This is a genomic window from Ruegeria sp. HKCCD4884, from assembly GCF_013110855.1.
Taxonomy (GTDB): Bacteria; Pseudomonadota; Alphaproteobacteria; order Rhodobacterales; family Rhodobacteraceae; genus Ruegeria.
This window is the reverse complement of the sequence record NZ_WVRJ01000010.1, coordinates 133,440-156,444: the sequence shown is the minus strand read 5'-3', so window position 1 is coordinate 156,444 and position 23,005 is coordinate 133,440. Positions and strand designations below refer to the sequence as shown.

The window sequence follows — 23,005 nt, the reverse complement described above, 5'->3', positions numbered from 1 at the left end:
CTGGCTTACCTCAGCCGAAGGGCGTTGAGCGACACGGTGATCGAAGAGGTCGACATCGCCAAAGCCGCGATCAATGGAGTTGCAAGTCCAATCACCGCCAAAGGAACGGCAATCACGTTGTAAACTGTGGCTATGCGGAAGTTTTCTCGAATGCGTTTTGTCGCTTTGACCGCCGTGTCGCACGCATCCGCGATGGGGCTCAGGTCATTGCCCAACAACACAATGTCCGACGCCACCCGTGCGGCATCCAACGCTGATGCCGGTGAGATCGAAACATGCGCTGCCGCCAAGGCCGCTGTGTCATTCAGACCATCGCCCACCATCAGGACATGGTGACCCTTATCGCTGAGGTCCTGAATGCGCTGCGCCTTGTCCTGCGGCAAAGCTTCGGCAATCCAGTCGGTGATCCCCAGTTTTTCAGCCAACGCGCGCACGGCCCCTTGCGAGTCGCCGGACATCAGGACCACATGCTTGCCAGCGGAACGCAAAGCGTCCACGGCCTCGGCTGCACCCGGACGCAACGCGTCCGAGAAGCGGAACGCCACAGGTGCGTGATCACCAATCGCCAGCCAGACACAGGTTTCACTGCCCTGTTCTGCCCCGACCCAAGCGGCCCGGCCCAAACGCACGCGTTGACCACGATATTCACCTTCGGTGCCGTAACCCGGAACCTCAACGACGCCCCGCACGCTGGCAGGCTTGATCCCGGCCTCACGCGCGGCTTTCGCCAAAGCCACGGACAAAGGGTGTGCCGAAGCCTCGGCCAATGCCAGGGCAACTTCGACCTTAGCGCGGGCATGTTCCCCAAAATTGACCAGTTCCGGCGCACCGGATGTCAGAGTGCCCGTTTTGTCGAACACTACCGTGTCTGCCTCGGACAAACGCTCCAACGCGGTTGCATGTTTGATCAACATACCTTTGCGGAACAACCGGCCAGACGCCGCTGTTGTCACCGCTGGAACGGCCAAACCCAGAGCACAGGGGCAGGTGATAATCAGAACCGCCGCCGCGATATTCAAAGCCGTGCGGATATCGCCGGAATAAATGTACCAGCCCAGAAAGCTAAGCGCTGATAGGATGTGAACGCCCGGCGCATAAAGCTTGGCCGCCTTGTCGGCCAAAGAAGTATAGCGCGAACGACCGGATTCAGCGATGGCCACCAGATCCGCCATGCGGTGCAGCGACGTATCCTCGCCCACTGCTGTTGCGCGCAGGGTCAAGGGACCAGTCAGGTTGACCTCACCCGCACTGACCAACTGGCCGATTTCGGCAAATACAGGCACCGTTTCCCCGGTCAGTAGCGAGCGGTCGAGTTCAGACTGGCCAGACACGATCTCACCATCCACAGGCATCCGACCGCCCGGGCGCACAAGGATCAAATTGCCAACTTTCAGATCAGCAACTGCGATTTCATGTTCTACGCCATCCACCAAACGGATCGCGCGCGGCACCTCAAGCGCGGTTAGTTCTTCGGCGGCGGATCGGGCTGCGGCACGGGTGCGGTAATCCAGGTAACGTCCCGCCAGCAGGAAGAAGGTGAGGGTAAGGGCCGCATCGAAATAGGCGTGCTCGCCACTCAGCGCGGTTTCCCAAAGCGATGTGACCAGCGCCAACAAGATCGCCAACACAATGGGCACATCCATGTTCAGGCGGCGCACCCGCAAGGCGCTCCACGCATTGGAAAAGAAGGGCTGGGCTGAAAACGCGATGGCAGGCAGAGCAATCGCGGCAGAAATCCAATGGAACATGTCCCGCGTGGCGTCAGTGGCCCCGGACCAGACCGAAACCGACAACAGCATGACGTTCATGGAGGCAAACCCGGCAACCGCCAGGCGCATCAGCAAGTCGCGCCCTGCCTTGTCCGTCTGAGTGGCCGACAAGGCACCCGGATCAAGCTCGTGCGCTTCAAAACCGGCTTTCTCAAGTACAGGGATCAAATCGGTAGCGCGCGTTTCAGGCGCTGCTTTGATCATCGCGCGTTTCAGGGTCAGGTTCACCCGTGCATCTTCGACGCCGGGATGCGCGTTCAATTCCCGCTCAACCGTTGCAATACAGGCCGAGCAGTGAATACCTGGCAATGACAGTGCAATCTGCACATCCTCCGGAATCGGCCGGGCGGGTTCCGCCGGTGCCGCAAGGCAGCCCGGACAGGCTGCAGTGCCGGAAGAAAGCTGCACGGTCATCGCTTACCCCTTCACATACAGCGGAACGCGCTGCGAAAATTCCGCGCCATCACTGTCCCGCGCCACCAGACGAATGTTCCAATTGCCCTCGCCCAACGTAGCTGGCGTGGCGTAGGCTGTACCGTCAAAGGTGAAATCCGGCACGAAATCCTCGCGCACATGGGTCGCGCGGCCCACAACAGCCTGCAACTCGCTGACCTGAACAGGTGCGCCGCTTTCGTCAGTGATGTGCAGGATCAGCAACCCGCCCTTGGTTTCAGCCCGTACGGTCCACCCCAGTGCTTGCTGTTCTTTCAGACGTTCGTTGAACTCCTGACTGGCCACGTATGAATTCTTGACCTCAAGCCCCGGAAAGGTTTTGACCGCGCTGTAAGCCAGCACAAGGTTTACGGTGATGATCACGCCAAAAGCGCCGATGAATACCGCCAAAGCGTGCTTTCCGGTGAATTTCCGTTCCGCCATGATCAATTCCCCCGTCCGTTAAACGTGGTGTCCTTATAGGCCCGCTCACCGCTGCTCAGGTCTTCAACCCAGATGCGGACCGGCGTTGAATCCGCTCCGGCTGGGCCCGAGTCGCGGGACGAGATGATATACACACGGGTCAATTGTGCCGTATCTGCCGGAACATTCACAGTGTGCAGGTTCGTGCCTTCGATTTCCAGCCGCATGGCCGGATCCCCCGTCAGAGACAGGGTGAACAAACGATCTTCGCCATGCTTGTTGCGCAACCGCACGTCATAGGTGTTGCGAATTGTGCCATCGGACAGCGTGACAAATGTCGGGTTACGAACCGGAGCAACGGTCAGGTCAATATCCGAGCGGATGAACAAAGCAAACAGCAACGCAAAACCAACCAGCGACCACAAGGCCGTGTATAGGATCGTGCGAGCGCGGAATATATGCGTCCACACATTTTTCGGCGGCTGCCCAGACCGCTCGCGCGTTTCATCGCTGAGGGCCATATAGTCGATCAGCCCGCGCGGCTTACCGATCTTGGCCATCATGTCATCACAGGCATCAATACACAGGGCGCAGGTGATGCATTCCAGCTGCTGACCGTCACGAATGTCGATCCCAACTGGGCAGACATTCACGCAGGCCATGCAGTCGATGCAATCCCCCAACTCGGAATCCGCTGTCCGCTTGCCTTTCCCCCGTGGTTCGCCGCGCCATTCGCGGTAGCCGACAACCAGCGTGTCCTCGTCCATCATCGCCGCCTGAATGCGTGGCCAGGGGCAGGCGTAGATGCAGATTTGCTCGCGGGCGAAACCACCAAAAAAGAACGTGGTGCCCGTCAGGATCAGCATCGTCGTATAGGCGACTGGATGCGCGTTGCCTGTGACCAGATCCACCAAAAGCGTCGGGGCGTCTGCAAAATAGAATACCCAGGCCCCACCCGTTGCCAGACCGATCAGGAACCAGACGGTCCATTTCGTGGCCCGCAGCCGGACCTTGCGGAAATCGAGCTTTTCCTGACGGTGCAGACGCAGACGGGCGTTTCGATCCCCTTCGATCCAACGTTCAACCAGAATGAACAAATCGGTCCAAACTGTTTGCGGGCAGGCATAGCCACACCAGACACGCCCCAAGGCCGAGGTGAACAGGAACAGGCCCAGACCGGCCATGATCAGCAGACCGGCGACAAAGTAGAATTCGTGGGGCCAGATTTCGATCCAGAAGAAATAGAACCGACGATTTGCCAAATCCAGCAAAACTGCCTGATCCGGCAGGCTTGGCCCGCGATCCCATCTGATCCAGGGTGTCACATAGTAGATGCCCAGTGTCACGATCAGGATGATCCATTTCAGGTTCCGAAACGGCCCTGAGACACGTCTTGGAAAGATCGGCTCTCTGGCTGCGTAAAGGCTGGGGGCGGGATCGGAATCGCTCACTGGCTGGCTCCACAAATGGGTCTTCTGAAGGCGACTTGTTCCAGATCACGGGCAAGCGAACTTTGACATGGGTCAAAACGCGCATCGAACACACATCTTTTGCAAATCAGCCGACCCTGAGTGTGTCGGAGCAGAGATGTTTTGCCCGCTTTTTCACTTATTTTAGCAGAAAAACCGCGATTGTCGCGAAAGCTGCTGTGTCGCGGGTTAGCCGCAGGTCACATACCGGCCAATTGTCGCAGCCCAAGACTACGCCCGCCTGGACGCGTCAAAGCTGCCCGCATCACTACAGACAACTCAACGAAACTGGCAGAACGTGGTAAAAGTGGGCACCGGCTGTTCAGGAAACGCGCGAACAGATGGAACAGCCGGTGCCACAGCCTTCGGGCAGCGAACTGCCCGAAGGTGTTCCTTATGGTTTACTGACCACCACCCAACTGGTGGACATAGGCCGTCACGGCGCGGATCTGCGCGTCGGTCAGGCGGTTTTCCCACGGAGGCATTACGCCAAAGCGGCTGTATGTGACTGTTTCGGTCAGAGCCTCTTCGCTGCCACCGTAAAGCCAGATCGCGTCGGTCAGGTTCGGAGCGCCCTGAAAGACGTCGCCCTGGCCATTATCGCCGTGGCAGGCAGCACAGTTGTCCTCAAAAACAACCTTGCCCGCTTGCGCCGCCGCATCATCCGTCTGCGCATTGGTCAGAGACATGACATATTGGACAACCTGGGTGATCTCTTCACTTTCGAGAATCTCACCAAATGCCGGCATTTCAGAATAGCGCGCATCGTCGCTTTCTTCGTTCCGGATACCATAGGCAACGGTGTACTCGATATCTTCAAGCGAACCGCCCCACAGCCATGCATCGTCCAACAGGTTGGGGAAGCCGGGCGCGCCTTGAGCACCGGAACCGTGGCACTGTGCGCACCAGGTGCGGAATACGGCCCCGCCAGAGTTCACGGCGTATTGCTGCAACTCGGGGTCCTTCGAGATATCCTCGAGCGGTGTCTCGACCAGCTTGGCATTCCAAGGGGCGTTTGCCTCTTCGAACGAAACCAGCTCCTGCTGAACCAGCTCACGCGAGGACCATCCCAGAACCCCTGCTGTTGCAGATTGAACCAGCGGCCATGCCGGGTACATGATCGTATAGATCAGACCCCAGAAGATGGTCGCATAGAAGGTCCATAGCCACCAGCGCGGCATCGGGTTGTCAAATTCCTCGATCCCATCCCAGGAATGGCCGGTTGTGTTTGGATCACCCGGCTGTTTTTCAGGTGTCTTGCTCATTGCCGCGCCTCCTTGGATGTGGCGGGTTTGTCTTGATGCCGGAACGGGATGTTGGCGGTGTCGTTGTATTCTTTGCTGGCACCGGGGCGGAACACCCAGATGATGATGCCGATAAAGAAGACGAACAACACAAGCAGCATCCAGCTATCCGCGAACTGCCGTAGGAGTGTATATTCTTCCATCACACCCTCCTTAGCGGCTTGAGTCCGGGGTGAAGGTCGAGAAATCAACCAGCGTGCCCAGCATTTGCAGATAAGCGATCAGTGCATCGGCCTCGGTCAGATCAGACTGGCCGTCGAAGTTGCGCACGTTGACCTTGTCGCCATAGCGTTCCAGCAACCCGTCATAGTCGCTGTCCGGATCGGCCTGCGCGCGGAAATCGGCCACGGCGTTCTCCAGCATGTCTTCGGTATAGGGCGTGCCGACCAGAGCGTTGGCGGCCATGATGTCACCAATATACTCGCCGTCGATCTTGCGGGTTTCGAGGAAGCCGTATTTAGGCATCACCGATTCCGGCACCACCGACTGTGCATCGCGCAGGTGGCGTACATGCCAGTCGTCCGAGTAGCGGCCACCCACACGCGCCAGATCGGGCCCGGTACGTTTGGAGCCCCACTGGAACGGGTGGTCGTACATTGATTCAGCCGCCAGCGAGTAGTGCCCATAGCGTTCGACCTCATCCCGCATCGGACGGATCATCTGGCTGTGGCAGACATAGCAGCCTTCGCGCAGATAGATCTCACGACCCGCCATTTCGAGTGGGGTGTAAGGGCGCATGCCCTCCACCTTCTCGATGGTGTTCTCAAGGTAGAACAGCGGGGTGATCTGAACGATGCCACCGATGGTTACGACCAGGAAGCTGAAGATCAGCAGGAGGGTCGCGTTGGTCTCGAGGATCTTGTGTTTGTCGAGAATTGCCATTGCTCCGGCCCTCCTTATTCAGCCGGGACTGCGACGGTCAGGCTGGCCTCTTTGGCCGGCGCTTTCCGTACAGTCATCCACAGGTTGTAGCACATGATGACCGAGCCAGCGACGAACAGAACACCGCCCAGCGCACGCACCACATACATCGGGAATTTGGCAGCCACGGTGTCGGCGAACGAGTTCACCAGGAAGCCGTTGGCATCCACTTCACGCCACATCAGGCCTTCCATGATACCGGTGACCCACATCGACGCGGCGTAGAGCACGATGCCGATGGTGGCGAGCCAGAAGTGCCAGCTGACCATTTGCAGCGAGTACAGACGCTCGCGCTTCCACAGGACAGGCACCAGGAAGTACAGCGCACCAAAGGTGATCATGCCGTTCCAGCCCAGCGCGCCCGAGTGCACGTGACCAATGGTCCAGTCGGTGTAGTGGCTCAGCGAGTTCACCGCACGGATCGACATCATCGGACCTTCAAAGGTGGACATGCCGTAAAAGCCGACCGAGATCACCATCATCCGGATCACAGGGTCGGTGCGCAGCTTGTCCCATGCACCCGACAGGGTCATCAGGCCGTTGATCATACCACCCCAGGACGGCATCCACAGGATCACCGAGAACACCATGCCCAGCGTCGAAGCCCAGTCAGGCAGCGCAGTATAGTGCAGGTGGTGCGGACCAGCCCAGATGTACAGGAAGATCAGTGCCCAGAAGTGGATGATCGACAGCTTGTACGAGAAGACCGGACGCTCGGCCTGTTTCGGGATGAAATAGTACATCATGCCCAGGAAGCCCGCTGTCAGGAAGAAGCCCACGGCGTTGTGGCCGTACCACCACTGGATCATGGCGTCTTGAACACCCGACCAGACGATGACCGACTTCGAACCCCAGATGCTGACCGGAATGGTCATGTTGTTGACCAGGTGCAGCATGGCAACGGTCACGATGAACGCCAGATAGAACCAGTTCGCCACATAGATGTGGGGTTCTTTCCGTTTGATGATCGTGCCCAGATAGACAGCAAGGTAAGCAACCCAAACAACGGTCAGCCACAGGTCAACATACCATTCAGGTTCGGCATATTCCTTGGACTGTGTACCGCCCAGAATATAGCCAGTCGCGGCCAGCACGATGAACAGCTGATAGCCCCAGAACACGAACCACGCGAGGTTGCCGCCCCACAGACGCGCGGCGCTGGTGCGCTGTACCACGTAGAACGATGTTGCGATCAGCGCGTTACCGCCAAATGCAAAAATCACCGCCGAGGTGTGTAGCGGACGCAAACGCCCAAAGTTCAAATACCCTTGCGCCCATTCGAAGTTGAGCACCGGAAACGCCAACTGGAACGCAATAAAGGTTCCCGCCAGGAACCCTACCACACCCCAAAAGGCGGTTGCGATCACGCCGTAGCGGATCACGTCATCCATGTATTCGCCCGAGCGATCGACAAGAATATCTGGCTCTTCAGTGTTTCGAAGCGTCCAGATGAACAATCCACCGGCGATAAGCATCACCAGAATCGCATGCACCTGATACGCCAAATCGCGTGCATAATTTGATCCGATGGCGGCAAACACCACGACCAGACCAAGCACGATCAGCTTGATGTAATTCGACATATTGCGTCCCTTTGCCGTGCTTCGCGCGGTTTTGATTCTTTTGACACGCGAAACCTATTTGACTGGCTGCCGTTCTGAAGCACGACAGCCGATGTTGCTTTGATCTGTATCAAGACAGTTCCCCGTTTTCTGTGACACGCATTGAGGATGAAAGAGGCCAACCGGTCGCATGAGACCATATGCCCGAACTAAGAGGTCGAAATGGCGTACAAATCCCTTCTCACTGTCATGACCGAAACGCAGACAGCTCAGACCGCACTGGCGCAGATGGTGGCGCTGGCGGATTCGCAGGATGCCCATGCCGAAGCGCTGTGCCTCGGTGTCGATCGCAGCCAGACCGGTTACTATTACGCCGGAGCCAATGCACTGATCGTTCAGGAAACACTCAGCCGGGCCAATGCCGAGGCACAAGAGTTGCTGACATTTGCCCAGGATTATCTGGGCAAATCCGGTGTTCGCTGGTCCGCCGAACATGGCGTGGCGCAGATTGCCGATATAGGGCGTCATGTTGCACATCGGGCGCGGTTTTCAGATCTGGTGATCTTGCCGCATCCTTACGGCAAAGACCGTGGGGCCGAGGCCGAGCCGATTATTGAAGCGGCTATGTTCGAAGGCCACTGCCCGGTTCTGGTGGTACCCGATGACACTCCACCCCTGAAAGCGCCGCGCAATGTGATGATAGCCTGGAACGAAAGCGTCGAGGCGATGTGTGCCATCCGGCGCGCTCTGCCCTTCCTGAAAAAGGCGGAACTGGCCCGCATCGTCGTGATTGATCCGCCGCGCCACGGCCCTGACCGGTCGGATCCGGGTGGGATGCTGTCTCAGATGTTGGCCCGACACGGGGTCAAATGTGAGATCGATGTCCTGAGCAAGACCATGACGCGCGTGTCGGACATTCTGAACCGCCATGCATCAGATACGGAATCGGACATGATCGTGATGGGTGCCTATGGGCATTCGCGCTTCCGCGAGGCCATACTCGGCGGGGCAACACGTAATATGCTGGAACAGTCTTCCGTCCCAGTGTTTCTGGCGCATTGAACTTTGTCTAAATTGAAAAAAGCCGCCCGAAACGGCGGCTTTTTCATGCTTTGCGGATAAGGCCGATCACGAACAGCAAAATCACGGCCCCAACGGTCGCAAAGAAGATCGATGAAAAGAACCCTCCGCCCACCGAAAAGCCAAGCGCCGGAAAAATCATGCCCGCCAAAAACGCCCCGACGATTCCGACGATGATGTTACCCACAAGGCCAAATCCACGGCCTTCCATGATCTTGCCTGACAGCCACCCGGCGATCGCGCCGATGAAAAGCATTGCCAGGACACTGCCGAAAACCATGCTAAGCTCCTGAGTTGTTTCTAGCCGCAGCCCAAAGACTGCGGCCACTGTATTGCAGCACAAAAACCGGGATCAGACCAAAAAGCCACCGTCCGAATCGTCACCGGCCTCTTCCATCAGACGGCCCATGTCGGGAATGGTCACGTGGCGCTTGCCTTCCAGCGTGATCACGCCTTCCTTTTTCAAGGCCGAGATCTGGCGGCTGACAGTTTCAAGCGTCAGACCCAGGTAATCCGCCATGGCTTCGCGTGTCAGGGGAAGGTCAAACACAATCGGTCCTGCCAGACCTTTCTGACTGATCGACGCATCCCTGCGTGCGATGATCGACAATAGACTCGCGATCTTTTCCCGTGCAGTCTTGCGTCCAAGCACCAGCATCCATTCGCGGGCAGCGTCAAGCTCGTCCAGAGTCATCTGCAACAGACGATGCGCAATATGCGGTGTCGTCGCCATCAATTCTTCGAAGGGTTTCTTGCGGAAGCAGCACATGACGACATCCGTGGTCGCCTGCACATCGTAGGGCGCAGCCTCACGCCCGGGTCGGCCGACAAAGTCACTGGGCAACAGCAAACCCACCATCTGTGTACGCCCGTCTTCCATAGTCTGTGTCAATGACGCGATCCCGGCCACGACCGAGCCTACAAAATTCATCTGATCGCCGGACCAGATGATCGTTTGTCCCGCCTCGAAGCTGCGGTAATACTTAATGCTTTCAAGCTCTTCCAGCTCATCGGCATCGCAACGGGCGCAGACTGCTCGGTGTCGAATCGGGCAATCTTCGCAATTGGAATGATCAAACTGTGCTTTTACTGTCATGCGCGTTCCTACTTGATCTCCATCAAAGCAGCCAAGTTGTCGGTGCCATAAGGGTATCGCCATGATAGTGAAACCACAATTGGCAAAGCTTGGACTTTTTGACGCGAAAGTACCGCGTTACACAAGCTACCCCACCGCCCCCCACTTTAGCAATGATGTGGGAGCAGACATGTTTGGCGACTGGATTTCGGGGATCAAACCCGGCAGTGCCATTTCCCTGTACATCCATGTTCCGTTCTGCCGCAGGCTGTGTTGGTTCTGTGCCTGCCGGACACAAGGAACCCAAACCGACAACCCGGTTATTGCCTATGTGGACGTTCTGAAGGCCGAGTTGGACCTGCTTGCAGCCCGCCTGCCCGAAGGTGTGGTGCTGTCGCGCCTGCATTGGGGTGGCGGCACGCCGACCTTGCTGAACGCGCAGCTGATGCGCGAATTGGCGCAGCATATTCTGGGTATCGTACCCATGGGATCTGATGCCGAATTTTCGGTCGAGATTGATCCCAACGAAATTGATGAAGCCCGTCTGGACGCGTTGGCGGACGCAGGTATGAACCGTGCCTCGATCGGGGTGCAGGATTTCGACGACGAAATTCAGAAAACCATCGGCCGTATTCAAAGCTACGACACCACCCGCGACGCCATCGACATGATCCGTGAACGTGGCATCACCAGTTTGAACGCAGATATCCTTTATGGCCTGCCTCATCAGACAAAGGCCCGGATGACGGAAAGTGTGCAGAAGCTGCTTTCGCTCAGCCCGGATCGCGTGGCTTTGTACGGCTACGCACATGTGCCCTGGATGGCAAAGCGCCAACAGATGATCCCGTCCGACGCGCTACCCACACCGGAACAACGGCTCGAGCTGTTCGATACCGCCCGCCGCCTGTTCCTGTGGGACAACTATGCCGAAATTGGCATCGACCATTTCGCCACACAGGATGACGGGCTGACCCATGCCTTGCGCGCGGGACGCTTGAAGCGGAACTTCCAGGGATACACCGACGATCAGGCCGACGTTCTGATCGGGGTCGGGGCCAGTTCGATCTCGCGCTTTCCGCAAGGCTATGCGCAGAACGCCTCGGCCACCTCGGTGCACACAAAAGCCATCCGTGACGGACAGTTTTCGACAGCCCGTGGACATCTGTTCAAAGGTCAGGACATTCTGCGCGCACGCCTGATCGAAGCGCTGATGTGTGATTTCCAGATCAACAGCGCCGAAATCCTGCGCGACCACGACATCTCGGCCTCTGCGCTGACTGAAATGTATCACTCCGCCAATGCCGATTTCGACGGGCTTCTGCGGATCACTGATGACGGGCTTTTCATCCCGCCCGAAGCGCGCGCGTTAACCCGGATGATCGCCCGCAGTTTTGACGTTTATGACCTGAGCAAAGCCGGGCACAGCTCGGCAATCTAACCTCTTCGCTGCGAGCAATTTCTGGCCCGCAGACCACAAAACGCAACGGGGGCTTGACGCACGCCTGCGGTTTTTCCCACACTCGTGCTGTGGGGTGAAGTTTCGCCCTGCACCCTGAGGCGGGCAAAATACAGACAGTCCTTGCCGACGCAAAAGCGGCGGATGCCCCTTTCGTGCAGCCATTCTGCAACCTGAAAGAGGGACAACACTCATGCGCGTCTTCACCGTCCTCGGGCCCAGCCAATCGGGCAAATCTACCCTGGTCGAGGCCATCAGCCGCCTCGACGGGCGCCCCACAACATTCGATGTTTCCGGAACCGTGCATTTGCACGGTTTTTCTTACCTGGACGAGCCCTGGTGCGCGATCGACGTGGATGGCGGCGGTGATGCACTGGCCTATGTCGGGCCTGCAATGGCCATATCGGACGCCGCCGTGGTGGTCGTGCCACCCGACCCGAATGCCGCTGTTCTATGCGCGCCCTACCTGCGACTGGTCGAAGAAGCGGGCATCCCCTGTTTCCTTTTCATCAACCGGATGGACAATCCCAATGGTCGCATCCGCGATATCATCGCAGCCCTGCAAACATACTGCACCCATCATATCGCCTTGCGTCAGGTGCCCATCCGCGAAGGAGACACGATCATCGGCGCAGTCGATCTGATCTCGGAACGGGCCTGGAAATATCAGGAAGGCCAACCCTCGGCCCTGATCGAACTGCCGCAATCCGTGGAAGATCGAGAGCAGGAAGCACGAACCGAGTTGCTGGAAACCTTGTCCGATTTCGATGACCACCTTTTGGAACAGCTGATCGAAGACAAACAGCCGCCAAATGACGAAGTGTATGATCTTGCCGCGCAGGTCCTGCAAAACCACCAGTTGATCCCCGCGTGCTTGGGGGCAGCGAGCCATGGCAACGGGCTGACTCGCCTGATGAAAGCACTGCGACACGAAGCGCCTGAATTTGATATCGCCGCCGGTCGCGACGAGGCTGCGGACAGCGCACGCGCTATTGCCGGCTTTGCAGATGTCAAAAAGCACATCGGAAAGATTGTCGTTCTGCGCGGCCTTGGGGACGGTGTACAAGCGCACGAGGCCTTGGGCGGTGAAACCGTAGGCAACCTGACAACGCTGGATGCAAAGACTCAAATCGCAACTCTGGAAGCCGGGCAGATTGGTCTGGCGGTGAAATCCGACCACCTCAACCCCGGCTATATCTACGACAGCTCTTCTGCGACGGAGCTGCCGGAATGGGCGTCCTCCCACCCGGTTGCGCATCGTCAGATCGTCTCACCCGCGCATGAGCGGGACGATGTGCGCCTGTCCAACGCCCTAAGCCGTCTGGCCGAGATCGACCCCGGCCTGCACCTGCAGCAAGATGAGTTGAGCGGCCATTCGATTCTTGGATCGCAAGGTCCACAGCACATGCGTCGCGTGACCGCCAAGCTGGCTGAGGATTTTGGGATCGAGATTGAAGCGGATCAGGTCGAAACCGCCTATCGCGAAACCATCCGCGCACCCGTCGAACATCGCCACCGTCATCGCAAACAATCCGGCGGGGCCGGACAGTTCGCGGATGTGGTGATCTCGGTCGCGCCCCTGCCACGCGGATCGGGGTTCCGGTTCGAAGAGGTGGTCAAGGGCGGCGCTGTGCCCAAGAACTACATCCCGTCCGTGGAACACGGTGCCAAGGACGCACTGGAACAAGGCCCCGAAGGATTTCCCGTGGTCGACGTCAAAGTGACCCTGAGCGACGGTAAACACCACAACGTGGACAGTTCGGATTATGCGTTCCGCACCGCAGGCAAGAACGCCGTGCGTGAAGCGCTGCCTCAGGCCAAACCAGTGGTTCTGCAACCGATTCTGACCGCAGAAATTCACCTGCCATCGGACTTTGTGGGCGATCTCGTGCCAACGATCAGTTCGCTGCAAGGGCAAGTTCTGGGATTTGAGGGCAACCCAAACGCGTCTGGCTGGGAAATCTTCAACGCCCAAATCCCCGCCGTGACCGAGGATGAACTGCACCGCACCCTTGCCAGTGCCACGCGCGGAACCGGGTGGGTCAAGCTGACCTTTGATCACTACGAAGAACTGCGCGGGCCAGTGCCGAAAGCGGCGACCAAAGAAAAGGCAAGCGCTTAACTTGCCCAAGTTTACTCAGTCGGTGTTGAGACTGTCGAAGGCACAAGAGTCTTCGACCCTACCTCTGTACCGTCACCACTTGGACTTGAGCCATTCCCAAAGCGCCGCGCCAAACAAAACTGCGAAAACTGCGAAACCTAGACCAACTTGAGCTTTGAAAGAGGTTCGGAACTCTTGGCTGCTGAATGCAACTAAGCAAGAAACCCCGACGAAGAATGCCTTACCGACGTAGTCAATTCTTTGTTTTTTCATGCTATCCCGCCGCTGCAATCAGCTCGCGGGTGTAGTCGGTCTGGGCGTTTTCGAACAATGCCTCGGCCGCACCCATTTCCACCACATCCCCATTTCGCATGACGATCACGTTGTGCGACATCGCCCGTACGACTTTCAGGTCGTGGCTGATGAACAGATAGGCCAACCCGTATTTCTTCTGCAGATCGCGCAGCAGATCAACGATCTGAACCTGCACCGTCATGTCCAGCGCGCTGGTCGGTTCGTCCAGTACCAGCAGTTTGGGCCGCAAAACCATCGCGCGGGCAATTGCGATACGCTGGCGCTGTCCGCCTGAGAACTCGTGCGGATACCGGTCCATCGCGGCTGGATCCAGCCCCACTTCGGTCATCACCTCAGCGACCAGCTCACGCGGGGCGCGGTGAGGTTCAATGTTGTGAATGGCCAGACCTTCCGCAATGATCTGCTGACAGGTCATGCGTGGGCTGAGGCTGCCGAACGGGTCCTGAAACACGATCTGCATATCCTTGCGCAACCTGCGCAATTCGCGGGTAGACCATCTTCGCACATCCTGATCGCGGAAGGTGATGCCGCCTTCGGACGCAATGAGGCGCATGATCGCCAGCGCCAGCGTGGTCTTGCCCGAGCCGCTTTCGCCGACGATGCCCAAAGTCTCACCCGCGCGTACACTCAGCGTGGCGTCATTCACCGCCTTCACATAGCCAACAGTGCGCTTCAGAAATCCGCGCTGGATTGGGAACCAGACCTTCAGGTGATCGGTGCGCGCGACCTCTTCCGCGTCTGAGGCAACCGGTTCGGGCTGACCCGAAGGTTCCGCGGCCAAGAGTTTCCGGGTATAGGGATGCTGTGGGTTGTCAAAGATGTCCTGCGTGACACCGGTTTCGACAATCTCACCATCCTTCATCACACAAACACGGTCGGCAATCCGGCGTACGATTCCCAGATCATGGGTGATGAACAGCATCCCCATATTCTCGGATTTCTGCAATTCGGCCAGCAACTCGAGTATCTGCGCCTGAATGGTCACGTCCAACGCCGTTGTCGGTTCGTCGGCTATCAGGATGTCCGGTTTGTTGGCCAACGCCATCGCGATCATCACCCGCTGCCGTTGTCCGCCAGACAACTGGTGCGGATAGCTGTCCAACCTTTCCTCGGGGTCGCGGATACCAACTTTAGTCAGCAGCTCCAAAATCCGATCCCGCGCAGTATCCCCGGTCACACCCTGATGCAGCGCCAGCGATTCCGCCATTTGCTTCTGAATCGTGTGCAACGGGTTTAGCGAGGTCATCGGCTCCTGAAAGATGAAGCTGATGTCATTGCCACGCACATCCATCAGATGTTGCTCGGACGCACCGATCATCTCTTGCCCGTCGTAGGTCACAGACCCTTCGACCATTGCGCTGTCACCCAGCAGCGATACGGTCGACAAAGCCGTGACGGATTTCCCAGACCCGGATTCGCCCACCAACGCAACGGTTTCACCCCGATCCACGGTAAAAGACACGCCTTTGACAGCAGCGCTGACCTGACCGTCCTGCCGGAACGAGACCTTGAGGTTGTTCACATCCAGCAAGCTCATGAGAAGGTCTTTCTAGGGTCAAACGCATCCCGTACACCTTCGAAAATGAAGACCAGCAGAGACAGCATGATGGCAAAGGTGAAAAAGGCTGTGAAAGCCAGCCACGGGGCCTGCAGGTTCTGTTTCGCCTGCAACGTCAACTCTCCCAAAGAAGGTGCCGAGGACGGCAAGCCGAAGCCCAAGTAGTCCAGCGAGGCCAGGCCGCCGATGGTGCCGGTAACGATGAACGGCATGAACGTCAGGGTAGCCACCATTGCGTTAGGTAACATGTGACGGAACATGATAGTCATGTTGCCCACGCCCAGCGCACGCGCGGCGCGCACATATTCAAGGTTCCGCGCGCGTAGAAACTCCGCGCGTACGACGCCGACCAAACCGGTCCAACTGAACAGGATCATCAACGCAACCAGCAACCAGAAACTTCGGCCCAGAACCGCGAACATGATGATGATCACATATAACGAAGGCGTCGCGGACCAGATCTCGATGATCCGCTGAAAGATCAGATCCAGCCAACCGCCGAAGAACCCTTGAATGGCGCCAGCGAAAATACCGATCAGGCTGGCGGCACCGGTCACAAGCAGTGTGAACAGGATCGACAAGCGGAACCCGTATATCACCCGAGCCAACACGTCGCGTTTGGTGTCATCCGTGCCCAGCAGGTTCTGACCGTTGGGCGGCAAAGGCGCGGCCCCAGGTCGGTCTACCGATGTGTTGAAGGAATATGGGATCAACGGCCAAAGCGCCCAGCCGCGTTCGAACCCTTCCGCCTGGAAAGTCCCGGCGTCGATTTGTTCAATGATGCCTTCGGGATCGTCGAAACACTCTTCCAGTCCGCCGCTATCGATCAGGCATTGAACCTCGGGATCTCGGTAAATGGCTTCCGTCTGGAAATCGCCACCAAATTCGGTTTCTGCATAGAAATTGAAGATCGGCGTATAGAACTCACCCCGGTACTTCACGAGGATAGGCTTGTCATTTGCGATGAACTCGGCGCACAAGGACAGGCCAAACAGCACCGAAAAGATGATCAGCGACCAGAACGCGCGCCTGTTGCGGCAGAAATTGCTCCAGCGGCGCTGGTTCAGAGGAGAGAGTGCCATTTACCCCTCCCGCTTTTCGAAATCGATGCGCGGATCGACCAGCACATACATCAGATCGCTGATGATCCCGACGACCAGCCCCATCAGCCCGAAGATGAACAAGGTGCCAAAAATCACCGGATAATCCCGCGCCACGGCAGCCTCGAACCCCAGACGACCCAGACCATCCAGCGAGAAGATGGTCTCGATAATGATCGAACCACCGAAGAATACGCCGATAAACACCGCCGGGAACCCGGCGATGACGATCAGCATCGCGTTCCGAAAGACATGGCCATAAAGAACCTTGCGTTCGCTCAGACCTTTGGCACGGGCCGTCATGACATACTGCTTTTTGATTTCATCCAGAAACGAGTTCTTGGTCAGCAGTGTCAGCGTCGCAAAGGCCGAGATCGTGAGCGCTATTGTTGGAAGTGCAATGTGCCAGAAGTAATCAACGATCTTGCCGAAGAGGCTGAGGCTCTCCCAGTTGTCCGAGGTCAGACCGCGCAGCGGGAAGATCTGCCAGTAAGACCCACCCGCGAACAGCACCAGCAGGAGGATCGCAAACAGAAAGCCCGGGATCGCATAGGCCACGATGATCGCCCCGCTGGTCCAGGTATCGAACTGTGATCCATCTTTGATCGCTTTGCGAATGCCCAGCGGAATAGAAACCAGATAGGCAATCAGGGTCGACCACAGACCAAGCGAAATTGAGACCGGCATCTTTTCAAGCACCAGATCAATCACGCTGATCGAACGGAAATAGCTCTGCCCGAAATCCAAGGTCAGATAGTTGCCCATCATAATCAGGAAACGTTCCAGAGGCGGTTTGTCGAAACCGAATTCTTTTTCCAGCTCGGCAATGAACTCGGGCGGCAGGCCGCGCGCGCCGATATAGTCGTTGTCCCCAGCAGGCCCCGAGGTGTCCGCGCCGGCTTCACCGCCTCCAGCAAATCCCGAGAACACGTCGCCCTGCCCCTGAGCCTGCGCAACAATTTGTTCGATTGGTCCGCCCGGCACAAATTGCACCAGAACAAAGTTTACAACCATGATGCCAAGCAGGGTCGGGATGACCAGCAGCAGACGTCGAAGAATGTAGGCGCCCATTTTATTGCAAAGCGCCTTCCGCTTTCAAAGCCGCTGCTTTTTCCGGGTTGTACCACCAGATCGACAGTTCACCCAACCCGCTGGGCGGCGGGTTGTCTGTGTAGGGCCGCTCGTACATGTCAAAATATGCGATGTTGTGCACCGGCTTGTACCATTGCGGTATCCAGATGTGTTTGGCCCGTAGGACGCGGTCCAACGCCCGGACCGCAGCATTCAGGTCTTCGCGGGTGGTGGCCGCTTCGATATTCTGGATCAGCTGGTCTACGGCTTCGTCCTTCAGACCAGCAATATTGTTCGACCCTTCTATGTCAGCTGAGTCTGACCCGAAAATACCGCGCAACTCGGTTCCAGGTGTCTGGGACATGGCATAACGCTGAACAACCACATCGTATTCGAACTTTTTCTGGCGTTGAGTGGCCTGAGCCGCGTCAACACGTTGCGCCGTGGCATCGATACCCAAACGTTCCAGGTTGTCGACGAACGGCAGGATGATCCGGTCAAAGGACGGGCTGTCGTTCAAAAACTCAACGCTCAACACTTCGCCGTCCGCATTGCGGCGTTTCCCATCGTCACCTACGGTCCATCCGGCCTCGTCCAACAGCTTTGACGCACGACGTAAGGCACGACGATCACCGGCATTGGCCGGGTTGGACTCGGCGGGTGCAAAAGCGGGATCCGTGAAAACGCTGTCTGGCACCTGCCCACGCAGAGGTTCAAGCAGTTCAAGTTCTTTTTCAGTGGGCATCCCTTCGGCCTGCATGCCCGAGTTTTCCCAGAAACTATCTGTCCGAGTGTAAAGCCCGTGGAAAAGACTTTGGTTCGACCATTCGAAGTTGAAGGCCAGACCTATCGCCTCACGCACACGTGGGTCGCTGAATTTGTCGCGCCGCAGGTTGAACCAGAACCCTTGGGTGCCTGCTGGTCGACCGTCTGGCAAGGTTTCGACTTTCACCCAGCCTTTGTCGATCGCAGGAAAATCATACCCCGTTGCCCATAGGCGCGAAAGGAACTCCTCGCGATAGGTGTATGCACCTGCTTTGAAGGCCTCAAACGCGGTCGTGTAGTCTGCGAAATACTCGACCTTGATACGGTCGAAGTTATTTTGTCCGACGTTCACCGGCAAGTCCTTGGCCCAATAGTCATCACGCCGCTTATATGTGATTGACCGTCCCGGCTCGACACTTTCAAGCTCATAGGCACCAGATCCCATTGGTGCTTCAAGGCTTGTTTCTTCAAAATCAACAGTTTCGTAGTAAGCCTTTGACAGGATCGGCAGACCCGCGGCGGTCAGATAGGCTTCGCGCAAGGCACCGTCGGGTTTGAAGGTGAACTTGACTTTGTGGGTATCCAATACCTCAGCGCCTACAAAATCCTTGAACAGCAATTTGTAAGACGGGCGTCCCTTGTCGCGCAGAGTTTCAAACGTAAACACGACGTCTTCGGCAGTCAGTGGCGAGCCATCTCGAAACCGGGCTTCGGGGCGCATGTTGAAAATCACCCACTCTCTGCTTTCGGGGTATTCTGCGGTTTCCGCAACAGATCCGTACATCGCGTCTGGCTCATCCAGGCTGCCACTCATCAGAGTATCGTAAAAAACGGAAGCAAGCGCGCCGGGGTTACCCTTGAGAATAAAGGGCGTAAGGCTGTCAAACGTCCCAAAGGCCCAGGTCGAAATCTCGCCCCCTTTGGGTGCATCAGGATTAACATAGTCGAAATGAGTGAAATCCGGCCCGTATTTCAGATCACCGAAAACAGACAGGCCATGGCTGACCGTCACTGTATCATCGTCGGGCAATCCGGTTGCAAACGCCAATCCGGCAGAACTGGCGATGACCGCAGCCGACATGCATATCGCCGCAGCCCAGGGCCGTAATTTAAGATCACGCGCAGCGGGCATCAGGGATTTCATGTGGCTCGTCCTCTCGGTCAGTGTCTTCACCAATGTCGTAACCGCTAGCTAAAGTGCCAACGCTAACAGTTTCAAGTTTAGAATGCGTGAGCGCTTTGTGAAGTTTCCTTCAGACAAAAAAAGCCGCTGCACAGGGCAGCGGCCTTGGAAATCTTTGATCTGACGGGCAATCAGTTGCCGATTGTCTGCAGGTAAGCAATCACATCTGCGCGATCCTGCGGCTTTTTCAGACCCGCAAAGCTCATCGATGTGCCCGAGATGTAGGCGCTTGGGCGTTCCAGGAAGGCATCCAAAGCCTCAGGCGTCCAGTTGCCGCCATGCGCCTGCATGCTGGCCGAGTAGCCTGTAAAGCCCTTAGCCGACGCAACAGGACGGTCCACAACAGCGTACAGGTACGGGCCAGTACCGTTTGCGCCGTCTTCCAGCTTGTGGCAGGCAGTGCATTTGCGGAACACTCTTGCACCTTTTTCGACGTCAGCAGCGGCCAGCAGGTCTTCAAAGACCACTTCTTCACCATCAGCGCTTTCGCCCGAGCTTTCGGTTTCGATAATGTAGGCGGCCTCAGCGTGGCCATGGCCACCGGAAGAATAGAGGACATCCGCCCCCCATTTGGCCAGAAGCAGCACCAGGAAAGTGCCGAACAGGCCTGCGGCGGCCTTGGTAACTGTCATCGTGTCGAACATTGATCGCGAGTCCATTTCAGCTGTCTGGGCTGCTGTCTAAGGCTTCCCCTTGCGAGAGGCAAGGTATAGACACCGCGACGAAACGACCAAATCGCGAACTTGTTGCATGGAATCGACCAAATGACCAATCGCATCGCATTTCAGGGCGAACCAGGCGCCTATAGCCACGAAGCATGTCGGAACGCACGGCCCGAAATGGAGGCCCTGCCTTGCCGGACTTTCGAAGATGTGATCGAATCGGTTCGTTCAGGTGCGGCGGATCTGGCGATGCTGCCGGTCGAAAACACGACCTACGGACGAGTCGCCGATATTCACCGGCTGTTGCCTCATAGCGGCTTGCATATCATCGACGAAGCATTTGTGCGGGTACATATAAACCTGTTGGGCGTCCCCGGCGCAAAACTGGAAGACATTACCGAGGCACATTCCCATCTGGTGCTGCTGCCGCAATGCGCAGGATTTCTGAAACAGCACAACATTCGCGGACGTGTCAGCCCCGACAACGCACGCGCGGCGCGCGAAGTGGCTGAGGTGGGCGACCTGCACTCTGCGGCGCTGGCCAGTGAGTTGGCTGGTGAGATCTACAACCTGAATGTGCTGGCCCGCCACATTGAGGACAGCGACGACAACACGACCCGTTTCCTTGTGATGTCTCGACAGGCCGACCTGGCGCGTCGCGGAGAACATGCAATGATCACCAGCTTTGTGTTTCAGGTCCGCAACATCCCTGCGGCGCTGTACAAGGCGATGGGCGGCTTTGCCACCAACGGCATCAACATGACCAAGCTGGAAAGCTACATGGTTGACGGGTCGTTCACTGCGACGCAGTTTTATGCAGATATCGTTGGTCATCCGGATGACCGGAACGTTCGGTTGGCCATGGACGAGTTGGAACACTTCACAACCAATGTGGAAATCCTCGGCGTCTATCCGGCAGCGCAGCCCCGCGGATAGGCTACTCTTCCTTAGGTTGGGCGAACTCAGATTGGCGCAGGTTGCTGCGCCTAGCCACGTAGCAAGCGATCATCTCGCTAATGCGTTTGGGTGTTCGACTTGGCAACCTGCCTCTTCTGCTCAATCGCGTTGTGAAACAGCGCACCGGCGTTTTCTAGGCACCGTGCAGATGCCGCTGCTCCAACTCGCGCGCAAACTCACTCAGCCGGGATTGCAATTGTTTGCGGAATCGGGTCTGACCCAGTTTCACCGATTGCAACAACAGACGTGCAGGCAGGGTTTTGGCCGCCAGTGACATCTCAAGGCTCAGGCGCGTTCTACGCGGCGACAGGGCCAGAAAATCAACACTGGTCAGACCGGTCATGCCCTTGCTGGACGCTTCAAATCGCATTTGCGAAGGCCGGTCAAAATCCGTCATCACCACCGACATTTGGCGCAGCTTGCCGCGCAGCTTGAACTCTGTCTGCCACTCAGTCCCGGCAACAAAGACCGCTTCGGACCCCAAGCGCCGTACGTCGATTCCCCGGCGCATGGCCATACGTTCGAACCGTCCGAAATCCGACACCATGTCGAACACTGCGTTAATGGGGGCTTCGATATCCTCACGGGCTGAAAACTGCATGATACCCTTTGATGTTTATGGCCGCGCCAATATTTCGTCAGTCCAGCGTATCCGCAAGCCAGTTCTCAAGCAGAAAATGTGCAATTGCACCCTTGCGGGCGGGCAAAAGGCTTGGATGATCCCCGGCAAATGCCTGCATCATCTCGGATTTGCTGACCCACATCGCCTCTTCAATCTCAACGGGATCAATCACGATGTCACGCGCCAGTGCCTCACCCGCGCAGCCAAACATCAGCGAAGCGGGGAATGGCCAGGGTTGACTGGACAGATAGGATACGTTTCCGACCGGAACGCCCGCCTCTTCCATCACCTCGCGGCGCACCGCAGCTTCCAGCGTTTCTCCGGGTTCGACAAACCCCGCCAATAGCGAAAACATACCCTCGGGCCAGCCCGGAGACCGGCCCATCAGCACACTGTCACCATGTGTGATCAGCATGATCACAACCGGGTCGGTACGTGGGAAATGTTGCCCACCGCATGACGGGCAACTGCGTTGCCAACCGCCCTGAGACATCTCGCTGGCAGCCCCACAGCGCGCGCAAAACCGATGCGTTTCGTGCCAGCCGATAACGGCTTTGGCCGTGGCCGCCAATTCGGCATCGCGCGGCGACAATCGCGTCATGATCCGGCGCAATTCAGCAAACACATATCCCTCTGGCAAATCCGGGTGCTGCTGCTCGGATTTGTCCACGAACTCTCCCAGACCGGTCAGGTCCAGACCTTCTGCGGTCCAGGCCGAGATATCCACCGCGAACAATGGCGTGTCTTCAGCGGAAAGGCCCAAAAAAACAGGAGCCTCAATGACCCCGCCTGGTCCCGCGCTGACCAGCGAGTGCGTCATTGGAAGCAGAGCAAGCTGATCCAGCCCTTGGCCCGTAACCAGAACTTTACCGCGCCAGATCATCATGCACGCCGCCGCCGGGTGGCTTTGCGCCGCCGTCAACGTTTCGGCATTTCCGCGCATATGGGCCGCCCGATCCAGACCCGAGCCGCCAAAGGTCACCTGCTCTGCGTTTTTCATTGGAATTCCTTTTGGTCCCTGGCACAGGGCTGCCATGTCTCAGACCGTGTTGCAATGGCAATTCAAACACGCGCAACACGCATGTCTGCCGCTGAAAAGCCGCATGGCGGCCCCGGAAAAATCATTTAGGTTACGCTTTGTAAGAATTAATCAATAACCCTATTCAAAAGCAGACCATTC

The 23,005-nt window shown here is 57.4% G+C and carries 20 protein-coding genes; 4 read left to right on the top strand and 16 right to left on the bottom strand.

Features of this window, described 5'->3' with window-relative positions:
* Nucleotides 1-5 precede the first annotated feature (5 nt).
* From GS636_RS15725 to ccoN, 7 genes are all read right to left on the bottom strand, one after another.
* A complete protein-coding gene (locus GS636_RS15725; protein WP_171670533.1) occupies nucleotides 6-2,183 on the bottom strand; it encodes a heavy metal translocating P-type ATPase in 2,178 nt (725 codons plus the stop codon).
* Nucleotides 2,184-2,186: 3 nt separating this feature from the next.
* Complete coding sequence (locus GS636_RS15720; RefSeq protein ID WP_171095992.1) at nucleotides 2,187-2,645, bottom strand: FixH family protein; 459 nt, start codon at nucleotides 2,643-2,645, stop codon at nucleotides 2,187-2,189.
* 2 nt (nucleotides 2,646-2,647) lie between these two features.
* Entirely contained in the window at nucleotides 2,648-4,075 is a 1,428-nt protein-coding gene (ccoG, locus tag GS636_RS15715) for a cytochrome c oxidase accessory protein CcoG (protein ID WP_171670530.1), read from the bottom strand.
* 419 nt (nucleotides 4,076-4,494) lie between these two features.
* Nucleotides 4,495-5,358 (bottom strand): cytochrome-c oxidase, cbb3-type subunit III, encoded by an 864-nt coding sequence (gene ccoP, locus GS636_RS15710; protein ID WP_171095988.1) that lies wholly within the window; start codon nucleotides 5,356-5,358, stop codon nucleotides 4,495-4,497.
* Nucleotides 5,355-5,540, bottom strand: coding sequence for a cbb3-type cytochrome c oxidase subunit 3 (locus GS636_RS15705; protein WP_171095986.1), 186 nt, complete (start codon nucleotides 5,538-5,540; stop codon nucleotides 5,355-5,357). The genes ccoP and GS636_RS15705 overlap by 4 nt, the downstream gene beginning before the upstream one ends.
* 10 nt (nucleotides 5,541-5,550) lie before the next feature.
* On the bottom strand, nucleotides 5,551-6,279 hold the full coding sequence (gene ccoO, locus GS636_RS15700) for a cytochrome-c oxidase, cbb3-type subunit II (RefSeq protein WP_171670528.1): 729 nt from the start codon (nucleotides 6,277-6,279) through the stop codon (nucleotides 5,551-5,553).
* Nucleotides 6,280-6,293: 14 nt separating this feature from the next.
* Nucleotides 6,294-7,901 carry a cytochrome-c oxidase, cbb3-type subunit I gene (gene ccoN / locus GS636_RS15695; RefSeq protein WP_171095983.1) on the bottom strand — a complete coding sequence of 536 codons (1,608 nt, stop codon included), beginning with the start codon at nucleotides 7,899-7,901 and terminating at the stop codon, nucleotides 6,294-6,296.
* Nucleotides 7,902-8,102: 201 nt separating this feature from the next.
* Here ccoN and GS636_RS15690 point away from each other — a divergent pair, with 201 nt between their 5' ends.
* A complete protein-coding gene (locus GS636_RS15690; protein WP_171095981.1) occupies nucleotides 8,103-8,942 on the top strand; it encodes a universal stress protein in 840 nt (279 codons plus the stop codon).
* 43 nt (nucleotides 8,943-8,985) lie between these two features.
* Here the strand turns inward: GS636_RS15690 and GS636_RS15685 are convergent, their stop codons facing one another.
* Nucleotides 8,986-9,240 (bottom strand): GlsB/YeaQ/YmgE family stress response membrane protein, encoded by a 255-nt coding sequence (locus tag GS636_RS15685; protein ID WP_171095978.1) that lies wholly within the window; start codon nucleotides 9,238-9,240, stop codon nucleotides 8,986-8,988.
* A gap of 72 nt (nucleotides 9,241-9,312) precedes the next feature.
* Nucleotides 9,313-10,056, bottom strand: coding sequence for a transcriptional regulator FnrL (fnrL, locus tag GS636_RS15680; RefSeq protein WP_171095976.1), 744 nt, complete (start codon nucleotides 10,054-10,056; stop codon nucleotides 9,313-9,315).
* Between the two features lie 61 nt (nucleotides 10,057-10,117).
* Between fnrL and hemN the strand changes: the two genes are divergently transcribed.
* Nucleotides 10,118-11,473, top strand: coding sequence for an oxygen-independent coproporphyrinogen III oxidase (gene hemN, locus GS636_RS15675; protein ID WP_171670525.1), 1,356 nt, complete (start codon nucleotides 10,118-10,120; stop codon nucleotides 11,471-11,473).
* Between the two features lie 211 nt (nucleotides 11,474-11,684).
* Nucleotides 11,685-13,613, top strand: a complete 1,929-nt coding sequence (locus GS636_RS15670) for an elongation factor G (RefSeq protein ID WP_171670523.1) — start codon at nucleotides 11,685-11,687, stop codon at nucleotides 13,611-13,613.
* Nucleotides 13,614-13,866: 253 nt separating this feature from the next.
* On the opposite strand, the gene GS636_RS15665 is transcribed toward GS636_RS15670, so the two are convergent.
* From GS636_RS15665 to GS636_RS15645, 5 genes are all read right to left on the bottom strand, one after another.
* Complete coding sequence (locus tag GS636_RS15665) at nucleotides 13,867-15,444, bottom strand: ABC transporter ATP-binding protein (protein WP_171670520.1); 1,578 nt, start codon at nucleotides 15,442-15,444, stop codon at nucleotides 13,867-13,869.
* On the bottom strand, nucleotides 15,441-16,547 hold the full coding sequence (locus GS636_RS15660; RefSeq protein WP_171670517.1) for an ABC transporter permease: 1,107 nt from the start codon (nucleotides 16,545-16,547) through the stop codon (nucleotides 15,441-15,443). Before GS636_RS15660 ends, GS636_RS15665 begins: the two co-directional genes overlap by 4 nt.
* Entirely contained in the window at nucleotides 16,548-17,636 is a 1,089-nt protein-coding gene (locus GS636_RS15655) for a microcin C ABC transporter permease YejB (RefSeq protein WP_171670515.1), read from the bottom strand. It abuts the gene before it with no gap.
* Nucleotide 17,637: 1 nt separating this feature from the next.
* Nucleotides 17,638-19,545, bottom strand: a complete 1,908-nt coding sequence (locus tag GS636_RS15650; RefSeq protein ID WP_253762828.1) for an extracellular solute-binding protein — start codon at nucleotides 19,543-19,545, stop codon at nucleotides 17,638-17,640.
* A gap of 170 nt (nucleotides 19,546-19,715) precedes the next feature.
* Nucleotides 19,716-20,228, bottom strand: coding sequence for a cytochrome c family protein (locus GS636_RS15645; protein ID WP_171096040.1), 513 nt, complete (start codon nucleotides 20,226-20,228; stop codon nucleotides 19,716-19,718).
* A 120-nt stretch (nucleotides 20,229-20,348) separates the two neighbouring features.
* On the opposite strand from GS636_RS15645, the gene GS636_RS15640 reads away from it, so the two are divergent.
* The gene (locus tag GS636_RS15640) at nucleotides 20,349-21,182 is read left to right on the top strand and encodes a prephenate dehydratase (RefSeq protein ID WP_171670512.1); all 834 of its coding nucleotides are present in this window, start codon (nucleotides 20,349-20,351) and stop codon (nucleotides 21,180-21,182) included.
* Between the two features lie 154 nt (nucleotides 21,183-21,336).
* Here GS636_RS15640 and GS636_RS15635 read toward each other — a convergent pair whose 3' ends face one another.
* Together GS636_RS15635 and nudC are read right to left on the bottom strand one after the other, a co-directional pair.
* A complete protein-coding gene (locus GS636_RS15635; protein ID WP_171670510.1) occupies nucleotides 21,337-21,804 on the bottom strand; it encodes an SRPBCC family protein in 468 nt (155 codons plus the stop codon).
* Nucleotides 21,805-21,841: 37 nt separating this feature from the next.
* Nucleotides 21,842-22,825 (bottom strand): NAD(+) diphosphatase, encoded by a 984-nt coding sequence (gene nudC / locus GS636_RS15630; RefSeq protein ID WP_171670508.1) that lies wholly within the window; start codon nucleotides 22,823-22,825, stop codon nucleotides 21,842-21,844.
* Nucleotides 22,826-23,005 lie beyond the last annotated feature (180 nt).